The sequence below is a fragment of the Acinetobacter sp. genome (genome assembly GCF_041919735.1).
Taxonomy (GTDB): Bacteria; Pseudomonadota; Gammaproteobacteria; order Pseudomonadales; family Moraxellaceae; genus Acinetobacter.
Genome location: NZ_JAYRTF010000012.1, coordinates 64688 through 84726, shown reverse-complemented (window position 1 = coordinate 84726; position 20039 = coordinate 64688). Strand labels below are relative to the sequence as shown.

The 20039-nt window shown below is 42.9% G+C and carries 18 protein-coding genes; 12 read left to right on the top strand and 6 right to left on the bottom strand.

Translation table 11 applies throughout. The features are described 5' to 3' along the window. Positions 1–12: 12 nt before the first annotated feature. The 12 genes from ACE3T3_RS08930 to ACE3T3_RS08875 all read left to right on the top strand — a co-directional run bounded on the left by ACE3T3_RS08930 (position 13) and on the right by ACE3T3_RS08875 (position 14512). On the top strand, positions 13–1179 hold the full coding sequence (locus ACE3T3_RS08930) for an acyl-CoA dehydrogenase family protein (RefSeq protein ID WP_374666088.1): 1167 nt from the start codon (positions 13–15) through the stop codon (positions 1177–1179). 28 nt (positions 1180–1207) lie between these two features. Further along, positions 1208–1732, top strand: coding sequence for a nuclear transport factor 2 family protein (locus tag ACE3T3_RS08925; protein ID WP_026438088.1), 525 nt, complete (start codon positions 1208–1210; stop codon positions 1730–1732). A 30-nt stretch (positions 1733–1762) separates the two neighbouring features. Then, positions 1763–3040, top strand: coding sequence for a Rieske 2Fe-2S domain-containing protein (locus tag ACE3T3_RS08920; RefSeq protein ID WP_374666085.1), 1278 nt, complete (start codon positions 1763–1765; stop codon positions 3038–3040). Between the two features lie 13 nt (positions 3041–3053). Beyond that, a complete protein-coding gene (locus tag ACE3T3_RS08915; protein ID WP_374666083.1) occupies positions 3054–3539 on the top strand; it encodes an aromatic-ring-hydroxylating dioxygenase subunit beta in 486 nt (161 codons plus the stop codon). 9 nt (positions 3540–3548) lie between these two features. Then, positions 3549–4286: an SDR family NAD(P)-dependent oxidoreductase gene (locus tag ACE3T3_RS08910; RefSeq protein ID WP_374666081.1), complete on the top strand. Its 738-nt coding sequence runs from the start codon at positions 3549–3551 to the stop codon at positions 4284–4286. A 35-nt stretch (positions 4287–4321) separates the two neighbouring features. After that, positions 4322–5275: a PDR/VanB family oxidoreductase gene (locus ACE3T3_RS08905; protein ID WP_019836949.1), complete on the top strand. Its 954-nt coding sequence runs from the start codon at positions 4322–4324 to the stop codon at positions 5273–5275. 69 nt (positions 5276–5344) lie between these two features. Next, positions 5345–6307, top strand: a complete 963-nt coding sequence (locus tag ACE3T3_RS08900) for a p-hydroxyphenylacetate 3-hydroxylase reductase component (RefSeq protein WP_374666079.1) — start codon at positions 5345–5347, stop codon at positions 6305–6307. Positions 6308–6460: 153 nt separating this feature from the next. Further along, entirely contained in the window at positions 6461–7756 is a 1296-nt protein-coding gene (locus ACE3T3_RS08895; RefSeq protein WP_374666077.1) for an amidase, read from the top strand. A gap of 211 nt (positions 7757–7967) precedes the next feature. Beyond that, entirely contained in the window at positions 7968–8879 is a 912-nt protein-coding gene (feaR, locus tag ACE3T3_RS08890) for a transcriptional regulator FeaR (RefSeq protein WP_374666075.1), read from the top strand. A gap of 399 nt (positions 8880–9278) precedes the next feature. Beyond that, positions 9279–11582 carry a primary-amine oxidase gene (gene tynA / locus ACE3T3_RS08885; protein WP_374666073.1) on the top strand — a complete coding sequence of 768 codons (2304 nt, stop codon included), beginning with the start codon at positions 9279–9281 and terminating at the stop codon, positions 11580–11582. Positions 11583–11640: 58 nt separating this feature from the next. Next, positions 11641–12924, top strand: a complete 1284-nt coding sequence (locus tag ACE3T3_RS08880; protein WP_374666071.1) for a hypothetical protein — start codon at positions 11641–11643, stop codon at positions 12922–12924. A gap of 100 nt (positions 12925–13024) precedes the next feature. Beyond that, positions 13025–14512 (top strand): aldehyde dehydrogenase family protein, encoded by a 1488-nt coding sequence (locus ACE3T3_RS08875; RefSeq protein ID WP_374666069.1) that lies wholly within the window; start codon positions 13025–13027, stop codon positions 14510–14512. Between the two features lie 384 nt (positions 14513–14896). On the opposite strand, the gene pcaD is transcribed toward ACE3T3_RS08875, so the two are convergent. The 6 genes from pcaD to ACE3T3_RS08845 all read right to left on the bottom strand — a co-directional run bounded on the left by pcaD (position 14897) and on the right by ACE3T3_RS08845 (position 19999). Continuing rightward, positions 14897–15676, bottom strand: coding sequence for a 3-oxoadipate enol-lactonase (gene pcaD, locus ACE3T3_RS08870; RefSeq protein WP_374666067.1), 780 nt, complete (start codon positions 15674–15676; stop codon positions 14897–14899). A 65-nt stretch (positions 15677–15741) separates the two neighbouring features. Then, positions 15742–16947, bottom strand: coding sequence for a 3-oxoadipyl-CoA thiolase (gene pcaF / locus ACE3T3_RS08865; RefSeq protein ID WP_374666065.1), 1206 nt, complete (start codon positions 16945–16947; stop codon positions 15742–15744). Positions 16948–17035: 88 nt separating this feature from the next. Then, positions 17036–17689 (bottom strand): 3-oxoacid CoA-transferase subunit B, encoded by a 654-nt coding sequence (locus ACE3T3_RS08860; protein ID WP_374666063.1) that lies wholly within the window; start codon positions 17687–17689, stop codon positions 17036–17038. Positions 17690–17709: 20 nt separating this feature from the next. Further along, on the bottom strand, positions 17710–18381 hold the full coding sequence (locus ACE3T3_RS08855) for a 3-oxoacid CoA-transferase subunit A (RefSeq protein ID WP_374666061.1): 672 nt from the start codon (positions 18379–18381) through the stop codon (positions 17710–17712). A 203-nt stretch (positions 18382–18584) separates the two neighbouring features. Continuing rightward, a complete protein-coding gene (catC, locus tag ACE3T3_RS08850; RefSeq protein WP_374666059.1) occupies positions 18585–18875 on the bottom strand; it encodes a muconolactone Delta-isomerase in 291 nt (96 codons plus the stop codon). Between the two features lie 14 nt (positions 18876–18889). Then, a complete protein-coding gene (locus ACE3T3_RS08845; RefSeq protein ID WP_374666057.1) occupies positions 18890–19999 on the bottom strand; it encodes a muconate/chloromuconate family cycloisomerase in 1110 nt (369 codons plus the stop codon). Positions 20000–20039: the final 40 nt, after the last annotated feature.

The following is a 20039-nucleotide window of genomic DNA, read 5'->3' as shown; positions in this document are numbered from 1 at the left end:
AGGAGTTAGGTAATGAATGATTTATCTAAAGGATTTAGTTCTGACAATACAGCGGCAATTGATTTTGACGCATTGTGCAGTGAAATTCGTGAGCGAGCGGTGACTGGTGAATTTGACCAGCAAGCTTATGTGAGCCAAGACATCATCGATAAGCTTAAACAGCTCGGTGTGTATCGTGCGCTTGTGCCGAAACGTTTTGGCGGTTTGGAAGTTTCACCGCGCGAATTTTGTGAATTGATTGAAAAACTGTCGATGGCGGATGGTTCGGTCGGCTGGGTCGCAAGCTTCGGCATGAGCCCAGCATATTTAGGCAGTTTGCCAGAAGAAACACTGCAGCTTTTATATAAAGACACGCCTGATATTGTGTTTGCGGGCGGTATTTTCCCACCGCAGCCTGCTGAAATTACCGATGAAGGGGTGATGGTGAAAGGACGCTGGAAATTTTCCAGTGGCTGCATGGGCGCAGATATTGTAGGTGTGGGGATTTCTCCGCGCAAAGACAATGAATCACAAGGTTTGCCGCGTATGGCTGTGATGCCTGCGAAAAAAGCCAAAATTGATATGACTTGGGACACTGTAGGCTTAAAAGGTACAGGTAGCCATGACTTGGTGGTTGAAGATGTGCTGGTTGCGAAAGAATGGACATTCGTTCGCGGTGAACCATCGAAATTGCCTGAGCCATTTTTTAAATATCCGTCACTGTCTTTGGCAACGCAAGTCTTAACTGTTGTGGGGATTGGTGTTGCAGCCGCAGCTTTGGATGAGTTTAAAAAGCTTGCACCCGGTAAAGCATCGATTACAGGCGGCGCAGAAATTGCCAATCGTCCTGTCACTCAATATGAGTTTGCGCAAGTTGAAGCAGAGTTTAAGGCAGCGCGCACATGGTTCTATGAAACGATGGATGCGGTGTGGAACGAAGTTCTTGCTGGGCAAAAACCGACCGATGAACAAATCAGTGATATGCGCTTGTCCTGTACCCATGCTGCGCGTATCGCTGCCAAAGTTACCCGCAAAATGCAAATGCTGGCAGGTATGACCGCGATTTATACCAATAACGTATTTAGCCGTTTTGTCAACGACACCAATGTGGTGACGCAGCATGCCTTTATGGGTGATGTCACTTTGCAAAATGCAGGTTCGGTGAGCTTTGGTTTAAAACCAGCTCCTGGCTATTTATAAGCGCTGTGCAAACAAGTGAGTTTTGAAGATGAATGACATGGATTTGACGACAATCTTAACCCGCTTAGCCAAACTTGAAGCAGATGCAGCGATCCGCAATTGCATCAACCGCTATATGGAAATCTGTGATGCTTTGGATGCCAATACGGATCTTGATGAACTGATGGCGTTATTCGATCAAGACAGTATTTGGGAAGGGATTGGTGAAAAATATGCCAAGTCATTTGGACGCTACGATTCATGGCAAGCGATTTATGACATGTTCAAAAGCTATACCCAAAAAGAATCGCATTTTGTCATGAATGCCCACTTTGTGAGCTCAGAACAAATTTATGTAGAACAGCAGCAAGCTGATGCCTCTTGGCTGATGCTGCAAACTTCAACTTTTCGCGATGGTCGCAGCCATTTAAATGCAGCAAAACTCAGCGTGAAGTTTCGGCAGCAGGCAGATGGTTGTTGGAAAATCAAACATTTCCAGACTGAAAATATTTTTAGCCGTCCAGTGACACACTGGAACAGCACTGCTGAATTGCCTGTGCCAAGCCAAAATTAAACCAAGGATTAATGAAAAAGGATAATTAACATGAACAGTATCATTCCAATGCAAAACATTGATATTGATTACAGCGAACTTGTTCAAAGTGATCGAGCGCATACCTCTTTATATAAAGATGCTGCAATCTTTGAAGATGAAATGGACAAGATTTTTTATAAAACATGGGTTTGGGTGGCACACGCGAGTGAAATCCCAGATGCGGGCAGCTATAAGACCATGAATATTGGCAAGCAGCCTGTGGTTGCGGTGCGTGACCGCAAGAAAAAAGTTCATGTATTGCTGAACCGCTGCCGCCATCGCGCTGCGACTGTTTGTGAACATAAAAAAGGCAAAACCAACAGTTTTGTTTGTCCGTATCATGGCTGGAGCTATGCGCTGGATGGCAGTTTACGCGGTGTTCCATCGCCAGAAAGCTATGGTGAGTGCTTGGACAAATCAGAGTTTCCATTGATCAGCCTGCGTGTTGAAGAATACAACGGCATGATCTTCGCATCATTCAATCATGATGTAGAACCTTTGGAAGACTTCCTCGGCGCTGCGAAAAAATGGATCGACTTGTTTATGAAACAAGGTGCGGGCTATCCAGTGAAAGTCTTGGGCGAACACCGTTTTACTTTCCCGGGCAACTGGAAAATCCAGCTGGAAAATACCACTGATGCCTATCACTTCCCGTTGGTGCACAAATCCTTCCTCAGCTCGGTGGATGAAAAAACCGAAGAACTCTTCAACTTTGAAAACCAGCCGGGTTATGTCGAAGATTTGGGCAATGGCCATAGTGTGATGGTGATGATTCCTGAACTGGTTGATCTGGAAGAAGATTTATTAGAACGTCCAATTCAGGAGCGTTTTGAAGATCTTGCACAAGCTTTGCGTGATGAAGGTCATGAAGAACTGGAAGTTCGCCGTATTGTACGCGCTGTGGGCGGTTCAGGCTTTAACTTAAACATTTTCCCGAATATTGCCTGCTCAATGGCATTCTTCCGGGTTATGCAGCCGGTTTCAGTGGATAAAACCGAAATTCATCACTCAGTGATTACCATGGATGGCGGTCCGCAAGTCGCGAATCAATACCGCTTACGTTTGCATGAACATTTCCAAGGCCCATTTGGTTTTGGTACACCAGATGATGCTGAAGCTTGGGAGCGTGTGCAGCACGGTGCAAGCGCAGGAGAGGATTTATGGATCATGCTGAACCGCGGCTTGCCGGGTGAAGTTAAAACTGAAGATGGTCTAAAAAGTGATGTGAGTGCGGAAACAGGGATGCGAGCTGCTTATCAGCAGTGGAAAAAGTTGATGACGGCTTAAGGAGAAGAGCGCCATGAAAATTGATTTAAATTTATTGAATGAAGTTACGGCTTTTGTTTGGGCTGAAGCCGATATGTTAGACCATTCTGAACATAGCGCATGGTTAGACCTTTGGAATGAAAAAGGCGTGTATATCATTCCAATCGATCCAGCATTGACGGATTACGAAAATAATTTGAACTATGCCTATGACAATCACCATATGCGTAAATTGCGTGTAGACCGCCTAGAAAATGGCGAGGCGATTTCAACATCGCCAAAAGCCAAAACGGTACGCAGTGTTTCTCGAGTTCGCATTGTGAAAGATGAAGATGGTGAAATTGTTTTACGTTGCGCGCAAAACTTGCGTGAATTCCGTAAGGAAAACTTAAAGCATTACACCGCGGATGTGACTTTCCATTTGGTGCGTGATAGCGAACAAGGTTTTAAAATCAACCGTAAAATTATTAACTTAGTTAACTCTACCGATACTTTGGCAGGTATCAGTTACATTCTCTAGGAGAGAAATATGAAACACGTTGTTTTAGTGACTGGTGCTGCTTCAGGTTTGGGAAATGTCATTGCGGAGTATTTTGCCAGTCAAGGCCATCAAGTCATTTTATCGGCAAGCACTTTGGAAAAAGCTGAAAATGCTAAGGCGCGAAGCGCATATGCAGCGCAGATGTTTCCTTTGAAATTGGATATTTCCATTGAGGCTGATTTTCATGCCGCTGTGCAATGGATTGAGGAAAAATTTTCTAAGCTTGATGTGTTGATTAACAATGCAACAGTGACTAAGGCAACGCCTGTTTTAGACATTACAGCTGCAGATTTTGACTGGGTGACGCAAGTCAATCAGCGCGGTACGTTCCAAGCCTGCCAGATCATCGGTAAATACATGGCGGATAAAGGCTATGGACGTATCGTCAATATGGCGTCATTGGCTGGACAAAATGGCGGCACGGCAACAGGCGCGCACTATGCCGCAACCAAAGGCGCCATTGTGACTTTGACCAAAATTTTTGCCAAAGAATTTGCAGCAAAAGGCGTAACGGTGAATGCCGTAGCACCGGGGCCGATGGAATCACCAATTGTACATAGCGTGGTGTCGGACGAAAAAATGGCGCAGTTTATTCAGAATATTCCAGTCAAGGCTTTAGGCAGCATGGAATTTATTGCTGAAACGTGTGGATTGTTGGCAAGCCCGAATGCTGCGTTTGTAACAGGCGCAACGTGGGATATTAACGGTGGATTATTTATGCGTTAAGCCTTTGGGCGCGGCGCATAAGAGGGAGAAAAATCATGACTACACTTTATAATGTTGTTGTCAAAAACCGTCATGTAGAAGGTGAAAATGTTGCAGTCATGGAGTTTGAATCGGCAACCTCTACAGCTTTGCCAAAAATTGAAGCAGGCGCGCATATTGATGTGCATCTGCCAAATGGCATGGTGCGCCAATATTCATTGTGTCAAAACCCAAGTCAGCACGGGGTGTTCCGCTTAGGGATTTTACGTGATCCAGAGTCACGCGGCGGTTCAGTTTCTGCCTTTGATGACTTAAAAGACGGCATGCAAATTCAGGTCAGTGAACCTAAAAATCTATTTCCCTTAGTTCCAGCAAAACATAGTGTGTTGATTGGCGGCGGGATTGGAATTACCCCACTCATTACCATGGCCTATCAGCTGGCGCAAGAAGGCGCTTCTTTCGAACTGCATTACTGCGGTGCAAGCCCTGAACGCTGTGCATTTGTGGATGAAATTAAAAATGGCGCACTCGCTGCATTCACAAAGTTTCATTTTAAATCGGAAGGCGCAAGCCACCGCGAGTTCTTTGAAGCGGCAATTAAAGATATTGATTCAGCCAGCCATATTTATACCTGCGGTCCAAACGGCTTTATGGACTGGGTGATTAATTTAGCTGCGACACAAAACTTTCCTGAGCATCAGATTCATAAAGAATATTTTCAGGTTGAAGTTGAAACAGGCGGCGATGCATTTGAAGTCGTTGCACAGCAAAGCGGCAAAATCATCATGGTGAATGCCGAAGAAACGATTTTACAAGCCTTGGCGCGTGAAGGCATTGAGATTGAAATGTCGTGTGAGCAGGGCGTATGCGGTACCTGTATGTGCGATGTGATTGAAGGCGAGCCAGATCACCGAGATGTGTATTTCACGGATGAAGAAAAAGCCAGTAATGAGCAAATTTTAGTGTGCTGTTCGAGATCAAAATCAGCGCGATTAGTGCTCGATATTTAACAGGCTATCAAGTATTTCGGTTGATCGAGTCCTTATGGAATTAGGACAAAAAATTCAGGAGAGAATAAAATGAACGCATTAAAAACCATGGATAATGTGCAAATTGATCCAATGAAATTCCGCCGTGCTTTAGGCAATTTTGCGACAGGCGTGACCATCATGACTGCACAAAATGCTGAAGGTGAAAAAGTGGGTGTGACAGCAAACAGTTTTAACTCTGTATCACTCGATCCTGCTTTGATTTTGTGGAGTATTGATAAAAACTCTTCAAGCTTTCATGTATTTGAGCAAGCTACACATTTTGCTGTGAATATTTTATCGGGTTCGCAAATTGAACTTTCCAATAAATTTTCACGCCGCAATATCGATAAATACGAAGGGACCAGCTATCGTGAAGGTGCTGGAACAGCGCCAATTTTAGACAATTGTTCTGCAGTATTTGAATGTGAGCGCCACCAAATTTTAGAAGGCGGTGATCATTGGATTATTGTCGGTAAAGTGGTGAATTTCCATGATGAAGGCCGCAGCCCGCTGGTTTATCATCAAGGCGCTTACTCTGGTGTGACGCCGCATCCATTATTGCAAGTGAAAGACTCTGCCGATCTTGATGCAGAGGGTGTTGGTGAAATGCATCAAGGGCATTTGCACCGCAATGTGTGCTATTTAATGAGCCGCGCGTTTAAATTCTATCAAAATGACTATATTCCAAAGCAATTGGTCACGGGTTTCAGAACCAGTGAAGCGCGTTTGCTGCTGGTTTTAGGCAGTGGTACGGCTTCAAGCAAAGCTGATTTGCCGCGCGACATTGCAATGCCAATGCGTGAAGTGGAGCAAGCAGCTGCAATTCTGAAAAAAGATGAGCTTTTGGTTGAGAATGATGGCTTCTTTAAATTAACCGATAAGGGCAAGAAAACGGCGCATTATTTATTTGATATTGCTGACAGCCATCAAAATGAAGTCTTAGCAAAATACTCGAAAGATGAACAGGACTCATTTGTTAAAATTTTAAGAGATATTGCAGGCATCAAATAATTATTGATGATCGTGCCTCACGAACCGACTGAGTGGATCTTGCGTCGGTTCGTTAAAATCTCTTCAGTATTCTGCTCATACATAGTTTAGTGCTACTCAGGTTTAGCAATTTAGTTCAGCAGATTCAAAAATATTGCTATTTGGAGAATAAGAATGACCAATGATCAATGGAACTGCAAAAGTATTAATGCGTTATTAAACGCGATTGAAAATAATGAAATCAGCTTAGAAACGATCATTGATTCATTTTATTCAAGAATTGAACAACGCGACCCAGATATTCAAGCGTGGCAACATCTTATTTCAAAAAAAGAATATTTAAATCAATATTATAGCAATGAGGGTTTTTATAAAAATTCGGTTCTAAAAGGTTTGCCTTTTGCCGTAAAAGATGTGATCGATACCGCAGGCATCGAAACCCGTATGGGTTCAAAAATTCACGATAACCGTGTTCCAAGTATGGATGCAGCAGTCGTTATTGCAATTAAAAAGGCTGGCGGCATATTAATAGGTAAAACGGTAACCACTGAATTTGCATTTTTTAAATCTGGAAAAACGCAAAATCCGCATGATCCAAAGCGCACACCAGGTGGCTCCTCAAGTGGTTCAGCGGCAGCAGTTGCAGCATGTATGACACCGTTTGCATTAGGTACACAAACAGCTGCTTCTGTGATACGGCCTGCTGCATATTGTGGCTGTTTGGCCTATGTAGCAAGTCATGCAGAATTTTCGCTCAGAAATATTCAGCCACTCGCGCAATCTTTAGATAGTTTGGGCATGTTTGCAAATGATTTCTCTGACTTAATATTGATGAGAAGAATCATGCAACTGCGCAGTGACTTAAATGCTAAACCAAACGTTAAAGAGAATCTAAAAATTGGTGTTTATTCAGGTGATCAATTAGGTGAAATAGAACCTGAAATGCAAAGTGCAATGCAAGGTTTTATGAGCAGGGTACAGTGTGAATCCATCACTTTTGTAAATGTGCCTGAAGAAATCGACATTAAAGCCTTGGCCGATCATCATTATAAGATTATGGCATTTGAAGTGGCGCGAAATTTACAATACGAATATCAAACGGGTTTAATGGATGAATATATCACTGAACTTATTCATACCGGTTTGGAAATGTCACATTTTGATTATTTACAACATCTTAAATCCGTTGAAAAAATTAAAACAGACTATGTGAATTGGATGAACAATGCATCTATTGATCTTACGATTGCACCTGCTGCACCGGGTATTGCACCACTCGGTTTAGAGAAAACTGGACAACCTTTTATGAGCCGTCCATGGCAAGTCATGGGCTTGCCTGTAATGACTTTTCCTATGGTGTATCAGCAAAACATGCCACTAGGCATTCAGCTAGTGGGTAAATTTCATCAAGATGATGAATTGTTGGCGCAGAGTGATTATTTATATGAATTGTCGCAATCAAATGATTGAAAGTTCATTAAATAGCGAATCTTGAAAAGCCCAATAGATGAAATATGAGCAATTAAGATATTACAAATATTGAACATGTATTATAAGGTCATGATGACAAGGGTGAATGATTTAATCCTTTGAAAAAAATGGCTATTACCCAAACAAGCAAGGATGGGCATGTGAGTAATAGCTTTTGATTATTTCATCTATTTCAGTCGAGGTACATGGAGTGAGCTATTCTAAAAATAACATCAGTACATGGACGCAGCATATTCAAGGGGTATGCGGTGAGTTTGAAACCCACTTTGATGGACAAAGTTCATTATTTATTGGCGAGGTGAAATCTTTTTTACTTGGGCAAACTGAAATTGCCTTTATTAAAAGCAATGCCAGTTTTATTGAACGAAAGTCTGAAATATTGGATCGGGCCAAAGACCGCTTTTGTTTTCTGATTTTGCAATATACTGGCAAAATGCTGCTGAAATACCGCAATGAAACGCTGTTTTTAAGTGAAGGTGATATTGTTTTACTGGATTCGAATGAACATATTGCGATGTATCCGCAAGGCCTATTCAGTCATATCTCGGTGCATCTTTCGCGTGATAAATTATTTAAGCAGGGCATTACGACTGAACATTTTGGCAAATTAATCAGCCGCAATATGAGTGCGCATTTGCTGAAAAATATGCTGCAGACCATGTCGAGTGACAATATTGAATTTTGGTATGCCGAAGAAGACGGCAACGCTTTTGAAGATGCTCTGATTGCCTTAATGAAACCGACTATTCATTATAAAAATGTTCAGGTCAGTGATTCGTTAAAATTAAAAGCAGAGCGCTATATTCTTGAAAATTTGATGCAGAGCAGTCTTTCACCTAAAGTGGTGGCCGATCATATTGGCGTGTCATTAAGGCATTTATACCGTTTATTTATGGTGGATCAGCAATCCATCAATAAATATATTCAGATGAAACGCTTGGAAAAAGTGCAATTCGAGTTAAAAGATTTAAAAAATAAGAAATTATCCATTACTGAAATTGCTTTGAGATGGGGCTTTGGAGACAGTGCACATTTTTCCAAAATATTTAAAAAAGTTTATGGCATATCACCAAGTCAGTATCGAGCTGTAAATCAGAGCTAAGAATAGCTCATATAATTCAGGCATATCAATGATCAATAAAAAGGCTATTTCTGCGTGGAAGTAGCCTTTTTATTTGTATGGTTCTTTAGCACCTAATGCTTGAGATAGCGGAGATACCTTTTTGTAGCAGGTCTTTTCCACCTTGGGTTTAAGTGCATTTTTTATATGACTCAATTATTTATTTCTGTTTATAAATGTCATGCTTTGACAAGCTTAAGGTCATTTTTAGACAAGAACTGCCCGTGTGTAAAGTGATCAAATCAAGTGATAAGGAAGCTGTATCAAGCTATACAGCTGCAGTGAAGGGGCTTTGCATTTAAGTATAGTATAAAACCAAAATAAATTGATTTTTCACTATATTTCAAGGCAATAGAACAATGCGAACAGAGGATGTAAGCAATGAATCAGAATAAATTATTACAGGCAGTCCGAAAGGCAATTGGAATAAACTTGGGCATTATGGGAGCTGTTTTAGGCTTGAGTCAGCAAGTGCATGCGCATGGCCAAACAGCAGAAATGGTTCCGCTCTATCAAAACATGAGCGATTTTGGGGCACATGTTAAAAAAGATGATTTTACCGGCAGCTATACCATTTCTAAAGGTTCATTAACCGTTCGGGCCAAACCCAATTCAGATACTGTATTGGTGAACGGCAAGCCGCTCAAAGTCAGTGTGCCACTGCTTGAGAAAAATGGTCAGGCCGTTGTCAGTACTGGGTTTATCAATGAAGTATTTCAGTCCGGTTTAGATAAAACGTTTACTGTCGAAAATGCGCCGCATCCATTGAATAGCTTAAGTACGGCAGAGCTTAAAGCGGTGTATGACATCATTCAAAAGTCTAAATATGCTTATCCTAATATGCGCTTTGCTGAGTTAAAACTGAAAGAACCGGATAAAGCCAAAGTTTGGGATGCATTCATTGATCATAAGCCTTTTGCTGACCATCGTATTGCGACTTTTAATTTGTTAAAGGGCAATACCGCTATTGAAGGTGAAGTGGATTTAAACCTGAAAGCAGTGACCAAGTGGAATATCTTGGAAAATACGCATGGCATGGTGTTGATTGATAACTTCGAAGCGGTGCAAAAGGCCATTGAAAACAGTGCTGAATATCGAAAAGCTTTGAAGAAACGCGGCATTAACGATGTGAAGAAAGTGATTGCCAACCCGCTGACTGTTGGTTACTTCGGCGGCAAAGATGGCCTGAATAAAGAGCTGAATGTGCTGAAAGTCGTTTCTTATTTAGATACTGGGGATGGCAACTACTGGGCGCATCCAATTGAAAATTTGGTTGCTGTTGTTGATTTAAATCAAGAGAAAGTCATTCGTATTGAGGAAGCTTCCTTGATTCCAGTGCCGATGGCGCCTAGACCTTATGTCAGTAAAAATACCAAAACACCGCCTAAACCGCTGCACATGGTTGAACCGGAAGGCAAAAACTTCTCGATTTCAGGTCAAACGGTGCATTGGGGCAATTGGTGTCTGCATGTTTCCTTGGATTCGCGTGTCGGGCTGAAACTTTCAACCGTTACCTATAAAGATAAAGGGGTAAAAAGAAAGGTCATGTATGAGGGCAATCTGGGCGGCATGGTTGTTCCGTACGGTGACCCAGAGTTGGGCTGGTATTTCAAATCGTATTTAGACTCTGGCGAATATGGTATGGGCACACTGACTTCACCGATTAATGCAGGTAAAGATGCGCCAGATAATGCCGTGCTTTTAGATGCGGTCATTGCTGACTATACTGGGAAGCCTCAAGTGATTCCGAATGCGATTGCCATTTTCGAGCGTTATGCAGGGCCGGAATATAAGCATAAGGAAATTTTTGGCGATCAGGACGCCAGTGAAGAACGCCGTGAATTGGTGGTGCGCTGGATCAGCACTGTGGGTAATTATGATTACATGTTTGACTGGGTTTTTGGTCAAAATGGCACGATCGGCATTAATGCAGGCGCAACAGGAATTGAAGCGGTTAAAGGCGTAAAAACGCGCACCATGCATGATAAAACCGCCAAAGAAGACACCAAATACGGCACGCTGATTGACCATAATATTGTGGGAACGACGCATCAGCATATTTATAACTATCGTTTAGATATGGATGTTGATGGTGATCAGAACAGTTTTGTTCATATGGACCCTGTGATTAAACGGACGACAGGCGGTGAGGTGCGTACCAGCAGTATGCAAATCGATAGCAAAGTGATCGATAGTGAAAAGAATGCAGCTGAGAAGTTTGATCCATCGACCATCCGCTTAATCAGCAACTTGAATAAAGAAAATAGAATGGGCAATCCAGTTTCTTATCAGTTGATTCCATTTGCCGGCGGGACACACCCGATTGCGAAAGGCGCGCAGTTTAGCCCAGACGAATGGATATTTAAGCGTTTAAGCTTTATGGATAAACAGATTTTGGTCACTCAGTACAATCCTGATGAGCGCTATCCAGAAGGTAAATATTCAAACCGTTCAACGCATGACACAGGCTTAGGTCAGTTTGTGGAGAATAACCAGAACATCGAAAATAAAGATCTGGTGGCTTGGTTAACCACAGGAACCACGCATGTCGCGCGTGCTGAAGAATGGCCAATCATGCCAACAGAGTGGGTCAATACTTTATTGAAGCCGTGGAACTTCTTTGACAGTACGCCGAGTTTAAATATTGCTTCGGATAAAGAAAAACAAAGCAAAGATCATCATTAAGTTTCCCATTTTCAAGGGTTAACTGGAGCGTTAACCCTTTGTTTAAAGGATTGATCCAATGAAAATATTCAAACAGACTGCTGTGGCGCTGGCATGCACCTTTTTTTTACCCATCACCAATGCTGCAAGCCAAATAGATTATGAAATTCAGCCTTATGCCGATGTCATATTAGGGGTATTTCATAGTGAAAAAAGTTATGCCAATCCAGAAGATACTGATCCTAAAAAAACATGGCAGGAAATTGGCGCTAAATATGGCTTAAAGGGTTCAGCGACTTTTGGTCAAAATGCCCTTTATGCGAGCGCAATTGCAATCAGTACTGGAACATTTGGCGATGGTGATGCTGGCAATGTGACCAATGGCCATGAACGCAGAACGAATTTAGGTGAATGGTCGCTTGGCTTTAAAGATACACCGGCTCAAAAAGAATATGCACGTTACGATGTTTCGGTCGGGCGTCAAAACATTATTGTCGGCGATGGTTTTATGGTGTCGGGCGATGCCGTCAACTTAGGTAAAGCTGTCGCAGATGGTGAGCTGGATCGAGGCGGGGCGTATTATCTGGCGACCAGAAAAGCTTTTGATTTTACCACTGCGTTGAAATATCGGCCTTGGGAAAACTTAAGCACAGGCCTGTACTATTTAAAATCAGACAATAAGGCGCAGTACTCAACAGAATTATGGGTTGCTGATGCGATGTATCAGGAAGAAAAGTTTGGCATTGGCGGAACATATCTGAATGTATCGGATGTGGATGACGCTTTTCAGGAAACTGATCGCCATGATTTAAAGAACTATGCGCTGAGAGCAAATTATGCCCTGAATCCGAACTTGCAGCTTAAAGCCGAAGCGGTATATCAGGACAATGCCCGATCGAATGAAAATGCAGGCTATGTGGCCTTAAACTACAGCATTCCAGATTCTGCATATCATACTGCCGTAGGCTACCGTTTCAGCCGCTATTCTGAAGACTATGATCCAATGTTTTATGGCAACACCGTTGCCATTGGTGAGTGGGTGCAGGGCGAGGTGGCCGGAAATTATGCAGGGCCAAATAACCGCAATGCCAATATCCATCAAGTTTCTTTTTCGATGAGTCCCAAAGAAAACTTAATGCTGGGCGCGTTTGCTTATAAGTTCGATAGCATTGATAAAGCACGAGAAAATTTAAGCGCTTATGAGCTGGACTTTTACTCCGTGTGGTCTGCAAATCAGCATATTAATGTGATCCCTCTGATCGGTTTCTATAAGCCTAAAAAAGATATTCAGACTGGCGGTTCGCAGTTCCCAGATGATGATTGGAATACCTATGCGCAATTGTTATTGCAGTACACCTATTAAAAATCATCTGCTCTTTTTAATGCATTTTATTTGGGAAAAAACTTGAATGCATGAGTGATTTTAGCGCCGTTTTATAGAAGATATGGATGAGGTAAGCGTAATGAGTGAAGTACAAGTTTTAGAAAGCGTCCAGCAATTTATGGCGCGTCAGCATGGGCATTTTATCCATGCTGAACATGTCGCAGCAGAAAACGCTGAACGTATTGAATTAATCAATCCGGCAACTGAACAAGCCGTATCAAGCATTGCTGTGGGCAGTTTAAATGATGTAGAAAAAGCGGTGAAGAGTGCGCATGCTGCGTTCAGCAATGCGTGGGCAAATACTTCGCCTTATGAGCGCGGTTTAAAGCTCAATAAACTTGCAGATTTAGTCGAAGCGCATGCTGAAGAACTGGCGCAATTAGAAACATTGACGACAGGCAAGCTGATTAATCTTTCCCGCCATTTAGAAGTGGCTCAAACGGTTGTGTTTTTAAGATATTTTGCAGGCTGGGCAACCAAGATTCATGGTCAAACCATGCAACCCTCAATTCCTTCTGTGAATGGTGAAAAATATACAGCCTATACAATGCGCCAACCGATTGGTGTCGTGGCAGGGATTGTGCCGTGGAATTTTGCCTTGATGATTGGGGTTTGGAAAATTGGTTCAGCCTTGACCACGGGCTGCACGATTGTGCTGAAACCAAGTGAATTTGCCGCATTATCCTTATTGCGTTTGGCTGAGTTGGCAATTGAAGCGGGTATTCCGGCCGGTACAATTAATGTGGTCACAGGCAAAGGGGAAACGGGACAGCATTTAATTGATTCACCACTGGTGAAAAAAATCTCCTTTACCGGTTCAGTGCCAACAGGGATTGCCATTGGCAAACAGGCGATGGCCAGTGATTTGACGCGGGTCAGCTTGGAGCTGGGCGGTAAAAATGCGGCGGCCATTCTGGCTGATGCCAATCTCGATGAAATTTTACCGACTTTGCTGCAAGCGACATTTGTCCATCAAGGGCAAGTCTGTGCAGCGCCTGAACGTTTCTTTGTTCATCAATCTAAATATGATGAATTGGTCAGCAAAGTGTCTGGTGCAATTCAGCAGCTGAAAATTGGTTCACCCTTAGATGAATCCAGCATGTTTGGCCCGCTCTCCAATAAACCGCATTTTGATAAAGTGAAGCATTATCTGAATTTGGCGCAGCAAAATAATCAAGTCATTACCGGCGGTAAAGCATTGGATGGCACAGGTTATTTTGTTGAACCAACGCTATTAAAAGTCAGTGGCGTCGATGATCCCTTATTTATTGAGGAAACATTTGGACCAGTCGTGGATGTGATTGCATTTGAAAGTGATGAAGAGTTGATTGAAATGATGAATCATTCACGTTTTGGCTTAACAGCCAGCGTATGGACCAATGATTTATCCAAAGCGCTGCGTTTGATTCCGAAAATTGAAGCAGGCTCCGTCTGGGTTAATATGCATACTTTCCTTGATCCAGCTGTGCCATTTGGCGGCGTCAAAGCGTCAGGGATTGGCCGTGAGTTTTCAGATGCCTTTATCGAAGACTATACCGAGTTAAAATCGGTGATGATTCGCTATTAAGATCCGCTGATGTTGTGGGATCACGGTTCAATGAGGCTTGTTATGATGAATGACAGGCCTTGTTGCTTTTAATACATTGATAAGGTTAGAGCTTTTTTAGTGAATAAAGCCAGGTCCACTTGATGCATAAATTGAATGCATGCTTTAGACAAGGATGCTGCTGCTCGAAAGCGCGGACGGCCTGTTTGCTGAGGAGCATTCCATATGTCTTTACGGATGTTTGCATATTTTAAAGTTGCGCTTGATTGATGCAATTTTTCTGCATTGATGGTTTCTCAGGTGTGTTTTTATATTTTTAGCTGAACTGCCTGGAAATAGACAATAAAAAAATGGCCATGCGCTGGCCATTTTTAATCTATCTGTATCAGTCGAAATACTGCAGATTTAGTGATTTAAAAACGTTTTCAGAATACCGCTGAATGCTTCAGGCTGCTCAATATTTGAAATATGAGAAGCATTAATTTCAAATAATTGACTGTTTGGAATGCGATCAACCATAAATTGACCATCTACAACTGTGGTTACAGGGTCCTGCTGACCAGCGATCACCAAAACAGGCACCTGAATATTTTTTAATTCTTCACGTAAATCAGCTTTAGCCAAAGCTTCGCAACAGCTTGCATAACCTTCTGCGCTGCCAGCTGCTAAGTCGTTACTTAAAGATTCTACAACTGCTGCTTGGCTTTGGATAAAGCGTTCGGTGAACCAGCGTGATGCAGCCGTTGCTGCAATAGGCTGTAAACCTTGTTCACGTACCAATGCGGCACGCTCATTCCATGCTTGTTCTTGACCGATTTTTGCTGCGGTATTGCATACAATCACATGGTTAAAATATTCGGGTTTATGCAGGGCAAGCCATTGGCCTGTGAGTCCGCCCATTGAAATTCCGCAGAAACTGGCTTTTTTTACATTTAAATGATCCAGCAGATTGCTCACATCTTGACCCAATTGCTCTATGCTATATGGACCTTGAGGTGCAGAAGATGCGCCGTGGCCGCGGGTATCGTAGCAAATCACAAAAAAATCATTTTGCAGCGCATCAATTTGCGGCTGCCACATGCTGTATTTTGTGCCGAGTGAATTTGAAAAGACAATTGCAGGCTTGTTGGCATCACCAAAGGTTTGGTAGTTAATTTCGGCATCGTTGGATGTAAATGTTGGCATATTCTTTTCCTTTTAATTCTCCCTCAATCCCTCCTTTTAAAAAGGAAGGAGGAGAAATCAATTTTTTAAATGCGTTCAATAATCAAAGCAATGCCTTGACCGACACCAATACACATTGAACACAGTGCATATTTACCATTTGTTGCTTCAAGCTGATTCAATGCGGTTGTAACCAAACGCGCACCTGATGCACCGAGTGGATGGCCAATTGCAATTGCGCCGCCATTTGGGTTCACTTTTTCTGAACCATCGGCTAAACCGAGATCACGAGTGACGGCTAAAGCTTGCGCTGCAAAAGCTTCATTCAGTTCAATCACATCCATTTGCTCAAGTGTTAAGCCGGTTTGAGCCAATAATTTTTTAATCGCAGGCGCTGGGCCAAAACCCATAATGCGTGGTTCAACACCAACAGTGGTTGCACCAATAATTTTGGCACGTGCCTTTAAACTGTACTTTTCAACTGCATCATCAGAGGCAATAAGTAGAGCAGCAGCACCATCGTTAATACCTGAAGCATTGCCTGCCGTTACTGTACCGTCTGCCTTTACCACAGGTTTTAATTTGTTCAAACCTTCTAGTGTGGTTGAAGCGCGTGGATGTTCATCGGTATCAACCACAATCGCATCGCCTTTACGCTGTGGAATCGTCACAGCAATGATTTCTTTTTTGAAAAAATCTTTGGCTTGTGCCGCTGCTGTACGCTGTTGGCTGGTCAACGCAAACTGATCTTGATCGGTGCGGTTAATGTTGAATTGTTCCGCGACATTTTCAGCCGTTTGCGGCATGGTGTCTACGCCATACATTTCTTTCAGTTTAGGATTGATAAAACGCCAGCCCATGGTGGTGTCTTCAAGTTTCTGAGCACGACCAAAAGCAGAATCAGATTTACCCATCACCAAAGGTGCACGGCTCATGCTTTCTACACCGCCAGCGATAATTAAATCCGCTTCACCTGCTTTGATTGCACGTGCTGCCATAGCTACTGCATCTAAAGATGAACCACATAAACGGTTTACTGTGGTTGCAGGGACTTGATAGGGCACACCTGCCAAAAGTGCAGACATACGACCGACATTTCGGTTGTCTTCACCGGCTTGGTTGGCACAGCCATAAATTACGTCATCTACCAATTCCCAATTCACCGATGGGTTGCGTTCCATTAACGCTTTGATGGGGAATGCGCCAAGATCGTCTGCACGGACAGGTGCAAGACCGCCAGCATAACGGCCAAATGGGGTACGGATCGCATCAATGATGTATGCATTTTTCATGTTTCATTTTTCCTAGGAATCTCCCTAAATCCCCCTTTACTAAAGGGGGAAACTCCTCTCTTTAAAAAGAGAGGTCGGGAGGGATTAATTATCCTTGTGTTGCATCAATCAATTTTGCACCCGTCATTGACTGCAATTCGTCAAATGAAAGGCCTTCAACTTTTTCAATCACTTTCATACCTTCAGCAGTCACATCAATCACGCAAAGGTCAGTATAAACACGGTCTACGCATTTCAGGCCTGTTGCAGGGTAGCTCAATTCAGCAACAATTTTCGGTTCGCCTTGTTTGGTCACATGATCCATGGTAATAAAGACTTTTTTCGCACCGACCGCTAAATCCATTGCACCGCCCACCGCAGGAATTGCATCTGGTGCGCCTGTATGCCAGTTGGCAAGGTCGCCATTTTCAGCAATTTGGAATGCACCCAATACGGCAATATCTAAGTGACCGCCGCGCATCATGGCAAATGAATCACCGTGGTGGAAAAAAGCACCACCAGTCAGCATGGTGACAAATTCTTTACCTGCATTGATCAGTTCAGGATCTTCTTCGCCTTTTGCCGGTGGTGGACCGAATGCCAATAAGCCATTTTCAGAATGTAGAAATACGTCTTTGTCTGAAGGTAAGTAATTTGAAATCTTCGTCGGTAAACCGATACCTAAGTTGACATAAGCACCATCAGGAATGTCTTGCGCCACACGTTCAGCAATTTGATCACGGCTTAATTTGGTATAACTCATTTTTAAATCTCCGTATCCAATTATTGAGCAGGTTTAACTTGAACAACGTGTTGAACAAAAATCCCCGGGGTGATGATATGTTCTGGGTCAAGTGCGCCAAGTTCCACCACTTCTGATACTTGGGCAATGGTCACATCTGCCGCCATCGCCATGATTGGGCCAAAGTTACGCGCGGATTTGCGGTACACCAAGTTGCCCCAGCGGTCGCCTTGCTGTGCTTTGATTAAAGCGAAGTCAGCGCGAATCGGGTTTTCCAAAACGTAATCTTTACCTTCATAGTTCATGGTTGGTTTGCCTTCTGCCAGCAACGTACCAAAACCTGTAGGTGTATAAATTGGGCCAAGTCCCATGCCGGCAGCTTGAATACGGCACGCTAAGTTGCCTTGCGGTACCAGTTCAAGTTCAATTTTTCCTGCACGGTACAGCTCGTCAAATACCCATGAATCGGACTGACGCGGGAATGAACAAATGATTTTACGCACTGCGCCAGATTTCAGAAGTTTGGCTAAACCATAGTCGCCGTTGCCTGCGTTGTTATTAACAATAACGAGGTCTTTGATACCGAGTTCAATCAGGCCATCAATCAGTTCCGCAGGCTGTCCTGCTGTACCGAAACCGCCAATCATTACGGTTGAACCGTCTTTAATCTGGGAAAGGACTTCCACAAGGGAAGTTGAACTTTTATCAATCATATGGCTAACCCTATCTGCATTTTCATGAATTGCTATGCGTAAATATCGCTTCAAAATACTTATGCATAAAAATTATGGCGTTGTCATCACTTTAAAAATTAAGCATTCATTTGAAGCTTGGCGGTTGAATCATTCAGCTATAAATAGCAGTTTCTAAAATGGATTCAAACCACTCTAAGGTAGTAGAGTGGTTTGATTTTTTATCAGCTGTCATCTTCACGAATTGAAGAAGGATGACGGTTCAAGGCAGTCACTTGAATATCCATGTAAGGGTAGAGCGGTAAGCCTTGCAGGATATTGTGCAATTCTTCATTGCTCTCAACATCAAAAATACTGATGTTGGAATATTGGCCAGTAATACGCCAAATATGACGCCATTTGCCTTGTCGCTGCAAATCTTGAGAATAAGCCTTTTCAACCGCTTTAATTTCATTGGCTTTATCGCTTGGCATATCTAACGGGATATTAACGTCCATTTTGACTTGGAAAAGCATGATGTCTCCTTCAATTATTGACGACGTAAGTTGTCGATTTTGTCTTGATCCAATTCAATACCTAAGCCTAAACCTGTTGGGATTTTCAGCTCAAAATTTTCGTATTGAAGTGGAGTTTTTAAAATTTGTTCAGTCAGCAGCAATGGACCAAATAATTCAGTACCGTATGCTAAATTGCTGAAGGTTGAAAATACGTGTGCAGAAGCAATCGTGCCGACAGGACCTTCCAGCATGGTGCCGCCGTAGAGGTCAATACCTGCAAGATTGGCAATTTTTCCAACTTCACAGCCTTCAATTAAACCGCCTGATTGTGCAATTTTGACTGCAAAAACAGAGGCTGCATTACGTTTTGCCAACTCATAGGCGCTTTGCGGACCCATTAGGGATTCATCCGCCATGATGGCAATATCGAATTTACGGGTTAAGCGTTCCATCGCATCAATATTGTTGATCGCGCAAGGCTGCTCAATCAGGTCAACACCGCCGTCTTGCAGCATTTGAATGCCTTTAATCGCAGTCAATTCAGACCAAGCACGATTGACATCGACACGAATGGAAACGTCATCGCCCAAGGCTTTTTTGATTGCCAAAACATGTTCAACATCTTGTTCCACAGGGCGTGAACCGATTTTGAGTTTGAACACATTGTGACGTTTGCTGGCAATCATTTTTTGCGCTTCGGCAATGTCTTTTTCAGTATTGCCTGAAGCCAGTACCCATAAGACTGAAATACTGTCACGCAAACGGCCGCCTAACACTTCACTTAAAGGCAAGCCTAGGCGCTGCGCTTGGATATCTAATAATGCCGTTTGAATGGCACATTTAGCAAAACGGTTGCCATTAATATTACGGTTAATGATTTGCATCGTTTGTGCGACGTTTAAACCATTTAACGTTTTTAATAAGGGCGCGAAATAGGTTTCAATATTGGTTTTAACACTTTCAGGACTTTCTTCGCCATAGCCTAAGCCACCAATTGTGGTCGCTTCGCCCCAGCCGATAAAGCCGTCTTCCGTGCTTACTTTCACCAGTACTAAGGTTTGTGTTTGCATTGTTGCAACCGCCATCTTATGCGGACGGATGGTTGGAATCTCAACAAGCAATGTTTCTATGGACTTATACATTGCAAATCTTTCTTCAGTGTTAATCTGTTTATATACCCTA

Bases quoted from the DNA above. Each gene is read 5' to 3' on its own strand.
- ACE3T3_RS08860 (WP_374666063.1), bottom strand. From the start codon at position 17,689: ATGAGTTATACCAAATTAAGCCGTGATCAAATTGCTGAACGTGTGGCG.
- ACE3T3_RS08845 (WP_374666057.1), bottom strand. From the start codon at position 19,999: ATGTATAAGTCCATAGAAACATTGCTTGTTGAGATTCCAACCATCCGT.
- ACE3T3_RS08930 (WP_374666088.1), top strand. From the start codon at position 13: ATGAATGATTTATCTAAAGGATTTAGTTCTGACAATACAGCGGCAATT.
- pcaF (WP_374666065.1), bottom strand. From the start codon at position 16,947: ATGAAAAATGCATACATCATTGATGCGATCCGTACCCCATTTGGCCGT.
- catC (WP_374666059.1), bottom strand. From the start codon at position 18,875: ATGCTTTTCCAAGTCAAAATGGACGTTAATATCCCGTTAGATATGCCA.
- ACE3T3_RS08910 (WP_374666081.1), top strand. From the start codon at position 3,549: ATGAAACACGTTGTTTTAGTGACTGGTGCTGCTTCAGGTTTGGGAAAT.
- ACE3T3_RS08880 (WP_374666071.1), top strand. From the start codon at position 11,641: ATGAAAATATTCAAACAGACTGCTGTGGCGCTGGCATGCACCTTTTTT.
- ACE3T3_RS08875 (WP_374666069.1), top strand. From the start codon at position 13,025: ATGAGTGAAGTACAAGTTTTAGAAAGCGTCCAGCAATTTATGGCGCGT.
- ACE3T3_RS08915 (WP_374666083.1), top strand. From the start codon at position 3,054: ATGAAAATTGATTTAAATTTATTGAATGAAGTTACGGCTTTTGTTTGG.
- ACE3T3_RS08925 (WP_026438088.1), top strand. From the start codon at position 1,208: ATGAATGACATGGATTTGACGACAATCTTAACCCGCTTAGCCAAACTT.
- ACE3T3_RS08895 (WP_374666077.1), top strand. From the start codon at position 6,461: ATGACCAATGATCAATGGAACTGCAAAAGTATTAATGCGTTATTAAAC.
- pcaD (WP_374666067.1), bottom strand. From the start codon at position 15,676: ATGCCAACATTTACATCCAACGATGCCGAAATTAACTACCAAACCTTT.
- ACE3T3_RS08855 (WP_374666061.1), bottom strand. From the start codon at position 18,381: ATGATTGATAAAAGTTCAACTTCCCTTGTGGAAGTCCTTTCCCAGATT.
- tynA (WP_374666073.1), top strand. From the start codon at position 9,279: ATGAATCAGAATAAATTATTACAGGCAGTCCGAAAGGCAATTGGAATA.
- ACE3T3_RS08920 (WP_374666085.1), top strand. From the start codon at position 1,763: ATGAACAGTATCATTCCAATGCAAAACATTGATATTGATTACAGCGAA.
- ACE3T3_RS08900 (WP_374666079.1), top strand. From the start codon at position 5,345: ATGAACGCATTAAAAACCATGGATAATGTGCAAATTGATCCAATGAAA.
- ACE3T3_RS08905 (WP_019836949.1), top strand. From the start codon at position 4,322: ATGACTACACTTTATAATGTTGTTGTCAAAAACCGTCATGTAGAAGGT.